The 11,269-nt window shown below is 45.0% G+C and carries 11 protein-coding genes; 9 read left to right on the forward strand and 2 right to left on the reverse strand.

The window, feature by feature from the left end:
- The 8 genes from lgt to Q0140_RS09920 all read left to right on the forward strand — a co-directional run.
- The coding region (lgt, locus tag Q0140_RS09885) for a prolipoprotein diacylglyceryl transferase (RefSeq protein WP_297964180.1) at window positions 1-767 on the forward strand (767 nt) is incomplete at its 5' end.
- A gap of 94 nt (window positions 768-861) precedes the next feature.
- Complete coding sequence (locus Q0140_RS09890; RefSeq protein ID WP_297904688.1) at window positions 862-1,545, forward strand: fumarate reductase cytochrome b subunit; 684 nt, start codon at window positions 862-864, stop codon at window positions 1,543-1,545.
- Window positions 1,546-1,555: 10 nt separating this feature from the next.
- Window positions 1,556-3,574, forward strand: a complete 2,019-nt coding sequence (locus Q0140_RS09895; protein ID WP_297964182.1) for a fumarate reductase flavoprotein subunit — start codon at window positions 1,556-1,558, stop codon at window positions 3,572-3,574.
- Window positions 3,567-4,304: a fumarate reductase iron-sulfur subunit gene (locus tag Q0140_RS09900; RefSeq protein WP_297943309.1), complete on the forward strand. Its 738-nt coding sequence runs from the start codon at window positions 3,567-3,569 to the stop codon at window positions 4,302-4,304. Before Q0140_RS09895 ends, Q0140_RS09900 begins: the two co-directional genes overlap by 8 nt.
- Window positions 4,305-4,770: 466 nt before the next feature.
- On the forward strand, window positions 4,771-5,358 hold the full coding sequence (locus tag Q0140_RS09905; RefSeq protein WP_297964184.1) for a hypothetical protein: 588 nt from the start codon (window positions 4,771-4,773) through the stop codon (window positions 5,356-5,358).
- Window positions 5,351-5,533 carry a hypothetical protein gene (locus Q0140_RS09910; protein ID WP_297964186.1) on the forward strand — a complete coding sequence of 61 codons (183 nt, stop codon included), beginning with the start codon at window positions 5,351-5,353 and terminating at the stop codon, window positions 5,531-5,533. Before Q0140_RS09905 ends, Q0140_RS09910 begins: the two co-directional genes overlap by 8 nt.
- 2 nt (window positions 5,534-5,535) lie before the next feature.
- Window positions 5,536-6,510 carry a hypothetical protein gene (locus Q0140_RS09915; protein ID WP_297964188.1) on the forward strand — a complete coding sequence of 325 codons (975 nt, stop codon included), beginning with the start codon at window positions 5,536-5,538 and terminating at the stop codon, window positions 6,508-6,510.
- A gap of 373 nt (window positions 6,511-6,883) precedes the next feature.
- Window positions 6,884-8,323, forward strand: coding sequence for an ankyrin repeat domain-containing protein (locus Q0140_RS09920; protein ID WP_297964190.1), 1,440 nt, complete (start codon window positions 6,884-6,886; stop codon window positions 8,321-8,323).
- A gap of 271 nt (window positions 8,324-8,594) precedes the next feature.
- On the opposite strand, the gene Q0140_RS09925 is transcribed toward Q0140_RS09920, so the two are convergent.
- Window positions 8,595-9,005, reverse strand: a complete 411-nt coding sequence (locus Q0140_RS09925) for a hypothetical protein (protein ID WP_297964192.1) — start codon at window positions 9,003-9,005, stop codon at window positions 8,595-8,597.
- A complete protein-coding gene (rarD, locus tag Q0140_RS09930; protein ID WP_297964194.1) occupies window positions 8,998-9,870 on the reverse strand; it encodes an EamA family transporter RarD in 873 nt (290 codons plus the stop codon). Before rarD ends, Q0140_RS09925 begins: the two co-directional genes overlap by 8 nt.
- Window positions 9,871-9,974: 104 nt before the next feature.
- Here rarD and Q0140_RS09935 point away from each other — a divergent pair.
- Window positions 9,975-11,269, forward strand: a 1,295-nt coding sequence (locus Q0140_RS09935; RefSeq protein ID WP_297964196.1) for a class II 3-deoxy-7-phosphoheptulonate synthase, incomplete at its 3' end; no start/stop codon positions are given.

Genomic DNA, 11,269 nt, shown 5'->3' on the forward strand with positions numbered 1-11,269 from the left:
CGTTTGGCATAAACGTGCACTGGTACGGCATTATGTATGTTTTGGCGCTGCTTACGGCGCTATTTATCGCCAAATATTTCGTGCGAAAAGACGGCCTTGGCTTCAGCGATAAGATGCTCGATCGCTACTTTATCTGGGTCGAGGTGGGCGTCATTTTGGGCGCACGGCTTGGATACATCGCGATCTATTCGGGCGAGGCGGCGTGGTATTTCAGCCATCCGTGGCAAATTTTTAACCCCTTTCATAACGGCGAGTTTGTGGGTATCCGCGGTATGAGCTATCACGGCGCGGTCGTCGGATTCGTGATCGCAACGGTTTGGTTTTGCAAAAAATTTAAAACCGATATGTGGGCGCTGCTCGATCTCGTGGCGCTTAGCGTGCCGCTTGGATATTTTTTCGGACGCGTAGGGAATTTTTTAAATCAAGAGCTTTTCGGGCGCGAGACGAGCGAGCCGTGGGGGATCTTAGTGGGCGGCACGTTGCGTCACCCAAGCCAGCTTTATGAAGCGGTTTTGGAAGGACTGGTAATTTTCGTGATTTTATTTTTCTACCGTAAATTTAAGAAATTTAACGGCGAGTTGATATGTCTGTATGCGATGCTATACACGGCGTTTAGATTTTTCGTGGAATTTTTTAGGCAGCCGGACGATGGGCTTGGGTTTATATTTTTAAATTTATCGATGGGGCAAATTTTATCTTTAGTGATGTTTTTGATAGCAGTTTTCTTAAAGCAGTCTTTGAAGAAAAAACTAATTTGCAGAAATTAAATTAATCTAAAGTTAAAAAGTAATATAATCTCTTTACAAAAATGTAAATTTTCGTTTAGCGGGGATTTATAATCATCTTTTTTAAGGAGAACCTATGCTAGGTCGCATTGAAGGCTTTACGGGCAGATCCATAGACGGCAAAAAAAGCCGCATTATGGCTTTGCAAGACGTGGCGCAAAGCATCAGCGGGCTGATTTTGGCCTGTTTTATGCTGTGTCATATGATATTTACCGGCACGATTCTGATCGGTAAGGGCGCGTTTGAGGGCGTCGTACATTTCGCCGAACCGGGCGGAATTTATTTCGTTACAAACATCGTCGCTTTTGTAATTTTCGTGATTTTCGTGATTCACGCATTTTTGGCGATGAGAAAATTTCCGGCTAACTACGCCGCTTACAGAGCGTTTAAAGCGCACAAAATGCGAATGAAGCATTGCGACACGACGCTTTGGTGGTTTCAGTTTTGGACGGGGTTTTTCCTATTCTTCTTTGCGGCGGCTCATATTTTAATGATCGTATTCGGTCCGAAAATTACTGCAGATCTTGCTATCGCTCGCTTCGGACAGCTTCATCTATTTTATTTCGTTTTATTGATTTTCGTAGTAACTCACGCTAGCATCGGAATTTATAGGCTTTATATGAAATGGATCAGCATAGACGGCACGAAGGCGGAAATTCAAAGGAAAAGAGCTCTCATCAAAAAGACGGTTTTTATCGTTTGGGGCGCATTTTTCTTGCTTTCGATAATCGCCGATTTCAAATGGTTAAGTTTAGAATAGGGAGTTTAGAATGAATGTAATATATTGCGATTCTTTAGTTATTGGCGGCGGTTTGGCGGGCTTAAGAGCTGCGATCGCTACCGGCGAGAAGGGGCTTAGCACCATCGTTTTGAGTCTGATCCCCGTTAAGCGCTCGCACTCTGCGGCAGCTCAAGGTGGCATGCAAGCGTCTCTGGGAAATTCCAAAATGAGCGAGGGCGATAACGAGGACGTGCACTTTGCCGATACGGTAAAAGGAAGCGACTGGGGCTGCGATCAGGATGTCGCTAGGATGTTTGCGCAAACGGCGCCTAAGGCGATCCGCGAGCTTGCGGGCTGGGGCGTTCCTTGGACCAGGATTACTAGAGGCGAGCGAAGCGCTATTATCAACGCTCAAAAGACCACGATCACCGAAAAAGATGAGGTTCACGGACTTATCCACAGCCGCGACTTCGGCGGTACGAAAAAATGGCGAACCTGCTATACCGCCGATGCTACGGGACATACTATGCTTTTTGCCGTTGCAAATGAAGCGCTAAAGCATAATGTCGATATTCACGACCGCAAGGAAGCGATCGCGCTAATTCATGCAAATAACCGCTGCTACGGCGCAATCGTGCGTGATTTGGTTACCGGCGAAATTAGCGCATACGTATCAAAAGGTACGTTGATCGCTACCGGTGGCTACGGCAGAGTGTATAAGCACACTACAAATGCCGTCGTTTGCGAGGGTATAGGTGCTGCTATCGCGCTTGAGACGGGCGTCGCGCAACTTGGAAATATGGAAGCGGTGCAGTTTCACCCGACCCCTATCGTTCCGAGCGGAATTTTGCTTACCGAGGGTTGCCGCGGCGACGGCGGAATTTTACGCGATGTGGACGGCTACCGCTTTATGCCGGATTATGAGCCGGAGAAAAAGGAGCTTGCTAGCCGCGACGTCGTAAGCCGTCGCATAATGGAGCATATAAGAAAAGGCAAGGGCGTCAAAAGCCCTTACGGCGAGCACGTTTGGCTTGATATCTCGATCCTCGGACGCGAGCATATCGAGAAAAATTTACGCGACGTGCAAGAAATTTGCGAGATTTTCAACGGCATCGATCCTGCCGACACCGAGGTAATAACCGACGAGCAGGGCAGGAAGCGCGGCAAGGGCTGGGCTCCGATCCTTCCTATGCAGCACTACTCAATGGGCGGCATCAAAACAAAAGCTACGGGCGAGAGTCCAACGCTAGCTGGACTTTTCAGCGCCGGCGAGGCTGCGTGCTGGGATATGCACGGCTTTAATCGCTTGGGCGGAAATTCCGTTGCCGAAACCGTCGTCGCAGGAATGATCGTGGGCGAGTATTTTGCGGAGTATTGCCAAGGACACGATGTCGATATCAATACGCACGATATACAAAAATTCGTAGATAAAGAGCAAAACTATATGAAAAGCCTGCTTGAAAAAGAGGGTAAATTTAACGTATTCGAGATCAAAAACAAGATGAAAGACGTTATGTGGGAGCACTGCGCAATCTTCCGCACCGGCGAGGGATTAGCCAAAGCCGTAAAAGAGCTCGAGGAGCTTTACAAGCAGTCTTTGGACGTCAAAGTAAGCAATAAAGAGCTTTTCGGAAATCCTGAGCTTGAGGAGGCTTACCGCGTACCGAAGATGCTAAAGCTTGCGCTTTGTATCGCCAAGGGTGCGCTTGATCGCACCGAAAGCCGCGGCGCACACTTCCGCGAGGACTATCCGAAACGCGACGATCTAAACTGGCTAAAACGAACGCTTGCAAACTGGAAAGAGGGCGATACTATGCCTACTCTAAGCTACGAGCCGCTTGATATTATGAAGATGGAGATGCCGCCTGCATTCCGCGGATACGGCGCCAAAGGCAATATCATCGAGCATCCAGACAGCGCCGTGCGCCAAAAAGAGGTCGATGAAATTCGCGAGAAAATGCAAGCCGAGGGCAAAGGCAGATATGAAATTCAAGAGGCATTGATGCATTATGAATTGCAGCCAAAATACAAAGCACCTAACGAAAGAGCAGGTATAGGATATGAGTAGAAAAATAACAATAAAGGCATTTAAGTATAATCCGCTAAGCAAAATTTCAAAGCCGCACTTCGCTACTTACGAGATCGAAGAGACCGACGGAATGACGCTGTTTATTGCGCTTAACGTGATTCGTGAGAGATTTGATCCCGAGCTAAGCTTCGACTTCGTTTGTCGCGCGGGTATCTGCGGTAGCTGCGGTATGCTCGTAAACGGCAAGCCGCAGCTTGCGTGCCGCACGCTTACTAAGGATTATCCGGACGGCGTGATCGAGCTTATGCCGCTTCCATTTTTTAAGTTGCTAAAAGACCTCAGCGTTGATACGGGCAACTGGATGAACGCGATGAGCAAACGCGTAGAGAGTTGGATCCACACCGATCACGAAACCGACATCTCAAAGCTTGAGGAGAAGGTCGAGCCGGAGGTCGCGCAGGAGGTTTTCGAGCTGGATCGCTGCATCGAGTGCGGTATCTGCGTAGCTGCATGTGGCGTAGCGATAATGCGAAAAGACTACATCGGCGCCGTCGGCATCAACCGCGTGGCACGTTTTCAGATCGATGCGTTGGATAAACGCAGCGACGCGGATTTTTACGAGCTCATCGGCGATGATGACGGAGTATTCGGCTGTATGACGCTGCTAGGCTGCGAAGACCACTGCCCTAAGCATCTTCCGCTTCAAAGCAAAATCGCCTATGTCCGCCGTAAGCTTGCCGCTCAGGGCAAATGCGGCTGCGGCAAATAAAATTTAAGCGGGATCTTCCCGCTTAAATTTATTTCTTTATCTCACTAAATTTTACTCAACAAATAAATTTCAAAAATGCTTGAGTCTGGCAAGCAAGGTAGCCTTAAATTTAATACTATCCCAAGCGACAAAGAAGTAAAATACAAAATAGCTTAAGATCACAGGCGAGGGATAAGGATGAACGAAGCAAGGCTCAAAGAGCTAAAGAAAATTCTAAATGAACGACGTCAAAATGTGGAGCAGAGCTCTGGGAATAGTTTTAATCTTGAAAGCTTAAAATGCCCAATTCAAATAAACGGAATCTGGAACTAAAAAATTGTCTAGAAATTTTAATGATAGAAATTCCAATATAAATATGAATACCCATTGTAAAAAAGAGTTAATAATAAAGGATTTTAGTGCCTTAATAGGTTTTTTCCAATTTTGTATATTAATATTGATCATAATACTTTCTCAAACAGGAATATTGTCTAATTTTGGTATTGAAAAATTTTCCGAATCAGAAGATTCTTATTTTTTCATTATTTTTTGCACTATTATTCCATTTATTAGAATTATTGAGCGCGATAAACCATTTAATAGGCGCTTTATAATTTTTAACGAAAAATTTATTTCGGTAGAAGTCGAAGGAATAAAAACCTTCCGAATAAATCTAGATGAAATTATTAAGATATCTAAAAATATGGATACTAGGACTTCTACACCAGAATATTTTCCAATTTCAAAAGAACTCTTCTATTTCTGTATATTTGCTACTATAATAACAATGATCTTATTTGTTTTTAAAGACTTTATAGTTGTATTTATATTGTTGGCCACAATATTCATTCTTCCGAAGAATTTAATTTGTACTACAATTGGCGGCTTGGAAGCAAACAAAATATATGATCGTTTGGCAATATATTCTAAAGATGGCATCATAATAAATATTTTTATAAATTCTAATAAAGATTATTCGGAATTAAAAAGATACTTTTTATTACATAAGAGTATTAATATAGATAATGTTAGAAAAGAATTCATGATATTTCACAAGGAGTTTAAACATGGATAAAAGAGAATTAAATGCGCAAATTGAGCTTGATCGCGCAGAAAAAGAATTTGTAAAATTTAAAGATAGTGCTCTGCTATTTTGTAATATAATTGAAGCTATGTTTCGTAAATTTAATATCCACTTAAGCTACAAAAGGCAAAATAGGCAAGCTTTCGAAATCGCTAGTGAGGGATAAGGATGAACGAAGCAAGGCTCGAAGAGCTAAAGAAAATTCTAAACGAACGACGTCAAAATTTAGAGCAAGGCTCGCAAGAAGATTTTAATGCTCAAAATTCTGATGCCTTAAATTTTGATACTTCAGAATCCGATACCTCAAATTCAAATGCTTCAAATTTCAATGCCTCAGATTTAAATATTACAAATTCCAAGGCTTTAAATTCTAATGATCAAAATTCAGACGGTCTAAATTTAAACATGGAGCGCGATAGAAAATTTCAAAATTTAGATCCAAACAATGCTACTTTATTTAAAAATTCTAAGGCTAGAGACTACAACAAAGATCCGATAGTAATCAAAAATTATGAAAAGTTTTTTGTTTATGCCCATCTTCTTGTATTTCTTCAGGTATCAGGTCTTCTAATATCTTTTATTTGGGATATTGTAGATTTTGGGCATATATATGTAGACGATTATTTAGAAGCCTGTATAATGATATTACTAATCTCCGTTATTACATATATCTTTACCGCGATACGCAATAAACGCGAAATAAGATTTACCGATCAATATATAGAATTTTTAGATAAAGGGGTCGTTAAAAGGCAGTGCAAGGTGGAAAAGGATAAATTATGCAAAAACTTTTCCACGCAAAATTTTAGAACCCCATCTTTTATAGTGTTGGTTATATTTTGTGTCGGCTCGTTAGGTTTTTTCTTTGTATTTTTGCTTTGCATGTATGTGGCGAATATATTTATAAAATTCGTCGTGTATTTTTGCATAAATAAAGGCATAAAAGGATTTAAAATTTTTCCATTTATAAAAGTAGATGAGCCGTGGCATGGCGGATATTTATATTATTCCGTTGTCGTATCGGCACACTACTATTTGATTTATTTGTATAGCAGTGAAATTTACGACGAAGTTAGAGAGTATTTTCTACAGAAAAATATAAATATAGACTATATTAAAAAGGACTATACGGTTTTTATCTAGGAGGATATGCGAAGGGGCGGTAAATTTAAAACTAAAATTTCAATATTTTATGGTAGCCGCCACTAAATTTCGTAGCGATACCGAGTGCAAATACGGCGTAATTTTAGCGCTAAATTTTATGCGTAGAAGCGCTTGTTGAAATTCTAACCGCCTGTCGCTGGAATAAAATTTCGTCGGTAGAATTTCGCCTCTGCGATATTTCTATGCGGAATTCTATCGGTAAAATTTCGAAGGTCAAATTTCGCGCCTAAGCTCTCTTAAACCTCGCCCTGCGAATTCCGCCCAAGCGAAATTGCCTTGTGAAATTCCGCCCGTTTATGTTCGACTAAGTTCACACTCGGTAGTATTTGCCACTTTATTTGCGGAGGTTGCTTTGAAAGAGATAAAATCCAAGCTCATCATAGCGTGCTTGGTTGTTACGGCAGGCGTATTTTTCTTGATCGCAGGCGGTGCACTTATGGATAGATCCGAAACTCAGCCCGCGCAAAATTCCACGGTGAGTCGCGCCACAACCTCCGGCAATTCCTCCAATCGGCCGCTAACGGACGAGGATCGCGCTGCACGAGCGAGGTACTGGCACGAAAGGCTGGGCGCCGAGTTAGATTTGGACGAATGCGTAGTGCATGGCGATGAGCGAATGGAGTATTTCTGCAAGCTTTTGCGCTCCAAGGACACTGCGCGTATTCTGGCATTTATGCGAGAGCAGCGCATCACTGCGGGCGATCCGCTGCATTTTGGTATAACGGCGATAATGTATTCTAGCTTTTACAACGATGCAAACACCACCGAGGAGCTGATCTATCACGGAGCGGATATCAACCGCACGGACGATTTTTCTCATTCGGCGCTAAGCTATGCTATCGAAAATAACTCTACCGCCGCCGCGGAAGTTCTACTTAAGCATGGAGCTAGCTTTTCTAGCGTTAAATATGTTCGTCCGTGGCTTGCGACTCCGGGATGCTGCGATGCCTATTTGGTCGCCGATACTAGCGATGCACAGGTAAGGACATATTACGGAACACCTAAAAGCGAGGGTACTAGCGCGGTATCTGATCCGCTCTATTACGCCGTAGCAGGCGGATTTTTGCAGATGACGGAGCTTATGCTTAGCAGCGGCGTAAGACCTGAGATTACCGCTTGGACGGACGATCATTGTATTGCTTTTACACTCAAGCACCGCAAAGATGAGCGGCAGCCGAACTGCTCCATCTATCAGATGCTGCCGCAACGATATGACGCGAGTATGCTAAATCTGCTACTTAAATACGATTTAGCAGGGCTTCCGGGCGATGAGCGTATTCGAAAAAAATACGATGACTGCCGTAAGGATTTGGATACGTTGAAGGAGTATAAGAAAATATACCTAGAGCATATGGATAATTATTGTTACGATGAGATTATTTTAGATTGGACTTTATTAAACAGCTCTAGGTATGAGCTGCTTAGATATATGATGACGGAGCGCTCAAAGTATTCGGAAAATGATGTAATCAAGCTTAACAAAGGCTCGCTGCCCGATCTTAATAGATGCGGCTCGGTAACGCCAAATACAGCGCTACTGGGTATCTACGATACGCTTATAAAGCGCTATTCCTCGCTCTGTGGCGATGAGCTTAATGGCGCGAGCGGCTTTGATCTGGATAAATTTTTTAGATATTTGCAATTAGAAAAATTGGAATATTATCTTAAAATAGAGTATAAGGGCAAGTTGATACGGGTTGAGGAGTACGATAAAATTTTAAGGCGCGATGCGTCTAAGCAGCTAGAGCAAGCGGGATCCAAGACTGCAGATACCGTGTCCGCCAATGAGTAAATTCTGTAAAATTTACAGACGCGATTATCGGCTTCGCGGTTGCTGTGTATCTTGCAAAATTATATAAATTACGCCGATTTAAAATTTGCGTCGTTTTTGCTTTATAAAACACATGGAATTTTGTCGCTATAATGCAAGCGGTTTACAAAATTCCGGCACGTATGTAAATTTTAAAAATTCCAAGAGTTGCGGCGCGTTAAATTATATAAATTTAGGCGTTAAAATTATACCGATATAGACACCCGCGAAATTCGCCGCTTAAAATTTCGCGCTACAAATTCTTAAATTCCATCTCCAGCTGCTTGCGCCAGTCTTGCAGCGAGCGCTCTGCGTCCGCGGCGTATTTTTCGATAAGCGCGTCCGTTTTATTGAGAAACTCAAATAGCTTGCCCTCCCACACGGCGGGGTTTAGGTTGCTTTGATGCATCGTTTTTATATAAACTAGCTCCTTGCTAAGAGCCTCAAGCTCGTCAAGATAGCTCTCGCGAGCGCTTTCGTCGCGCAGTTCGAGCCGCTTTAGATCTCGCAGTTTGTCCTCTAAAATATCGCAAAATTTCATATATCTTTGCGAGCTAAGCTCGGGATCTGCGGCGTCTGCGCTCGCGGAAGCCTTTTGGACCTGAAAATACACGAGCGCGCCTACCGCAAGGGCGACTGCGAACATCAAAGCGAAATTAGCCATTTTTTCTCCTTAAGCCGTCCAAGCCCACGACCGCGAGCCCGAACCAAATTAGCGAAAAGCTCAAAATTTTGTAAGTCTCAAGCTCCTCGCCGTAAATAAACACCGCGATCAGCATGCTCATGCTAGGGCTGATGTATTGCATAAAGCCGATCGTAGATAGCGGCAGATACTGCGTGCTTACGGCGAAGGTAAGCAGCGGCAAAATCGTAATCAGTCCGCTTGCAAACAGCAGCGCGCCGCTTGTGCTAAAGCCGAAGGCGCCGCTTCCTTTCAGCGCGCAGTAGATCAGAAACGCAAGCGCAGGCAGCAGCATCAGCGCCGTCTCGCAAAACAGCCCCTCAAAGCTAGGCACTTTTACTTTTTTGCGTATGAGACCGTAAAATGCAAAGCTAAGCGGCAGCACGAGCGAGATTATAGGAAGCCTACCCAACGCGTAAATTTGCACGCCGATCGCCGCAAAGGCTAGCAGCAGGGAAAGCTTCGCCGCCGTACTTAGCCGTTCGTGCAGAAACAAAGCGCCCAAAAGCACCGAAAATAGCGGATTTATAAAATATCCGAGGCTGGTGGCTAAAATTTGATCGGAATTTACCGCGTAGATATAAATGCCCCAGTTCGTGCTGATAAGTAGTCCCGTGCAAAGCAGCGTAAGGGCGATTTTGGGGGTGCTAAGAAGCCGCGCGACGTTTTTTAAGCGGTGCGTAAAGCAGAGAAAAACGAGCAGCAGCAGGAAGGACCAAACGACGCGATGCGCTAAAATTTGCACCGCGTCCACGTCCTTTATGAGCTTAAAAAATATCGGAAAAACGCCCCACATAACAAAGGTGGCAAGAGCAAACATTAGCCCTTTAGTGCGGTCGTTTTCCATAAAATTCCTTCCAAATTGCCTAAAGGCGCTATTTTAAGATTTTTTGGGTTAATAAAAGCTTATTTGGGTATAATCGCGGGATTTACGAAATTTAAGGAGGGGCTATGAGCTGGAGTAGGACGTCGTGGAAAGATTATAAAATTTTACAGCAGCCGATCTATCAGGATGAAAGTGCGGTACAGGCCGCCAAAGAGCGCCTTTACAAGCTGCCGCCGTTAATTTTCGCGGGCGAGGTGCGAAATTTAAAAGCCGAGCTTGCGCGCGCCAGCGAGGGCAAGTCGTTTTTGCTTCAAGGCGGCGATTGCGCGGAGAGCTTTAATGATTTTAGCGCGAATAATATCCGCGATATGTTTAAGGTAATGCTTCAAATGGCGATTATTCTTACTTTTGCGGCGGGTCGCCCCGTCGTTAAGGTAGGTCGTATCGCAGGACAGTTCGCAAAGCCGCGTAGCAGCGACTTCGAAGAGGTTGGCGGCGTGAGATTGCCTAGCTACCGCGGCGACATAATCAACGGCTTTGAGTTTAACGAAGCGGCGCGCAAGCCGGATCCTGCGCGCATGATCGAGGCGTATCATCAAAGCGCTTCGACGCTGAATCTGCTGCGCGCCTTTTCTCGCGGCGGTCTTGCGAACCTGCACGAGGTGCATAAGTGGAATTTGGGCTTTTTGAAAAAGGGCGAGCTGGAGGCTAAATTTAACGAACTCAGCGATGAAATTTCGCGCACGCTTAAATTTATGGAGGCGTGCGGACTGAGCGCCGCAAATTCCCCGAGCCTTGCCGAGACGGTGCTTTACACCTCGCACGAGGCGCTGCTGCTGCACTACGAGGAGTGTCTGACGCGCATCGACAGCACCAGCGGCGATTGGTACGATTGCTCGGCGCACATGCTTTGGATCGGCGAGCGCACGCGCGGCGCGGACGATGCGCACGTGCATTTTTTAAGCGGTATCAAAAACCCTCTCGGCGTCAAGATCGGCCCAAGCGGCACTGCGGATGAAATTTTGCGCCTTTGCGACAAGCTCAATCCGCAAAACGAAGCAGGCAGGCTAAACGTCATCATCCGCATGGGCGCGGATAAGATCGGCGCGCGGCTGCCGCAAATTTTGCGCGAGCTAAAGCGCGAGGGCAGGGCGATCCTATACAGCATCGACCCGATGCATGGCAACACCGTCAAGGCCGCGAACGGCTACAAAACGCGCGAATTTTCTAAAATTTTAAGCGAGGTTCAGAGCTTTTTTGAGATCCATGCCGCGGAGGGCACGCACGCGGGCGGCATCCATCTTGAGATGACCGGTCAAAACGTCACCGAGTGCACGGGCGGCTCGTTTAACGTAACGCAAGAGACGCTAAAACAGCGCTATGAAACGCAGTGCGATCCGCGCCTAAACGCAGATCAGGC

This window comes from uncultured Campylobacter sp., from assembly GCF_938045405.1.
Taxonomy (GTDB): domain Bacteria; phylum Campylobacterota; class Campylobacteria; order Campylobacterales; family Campylobacteraceae; genus Campylobacter_B.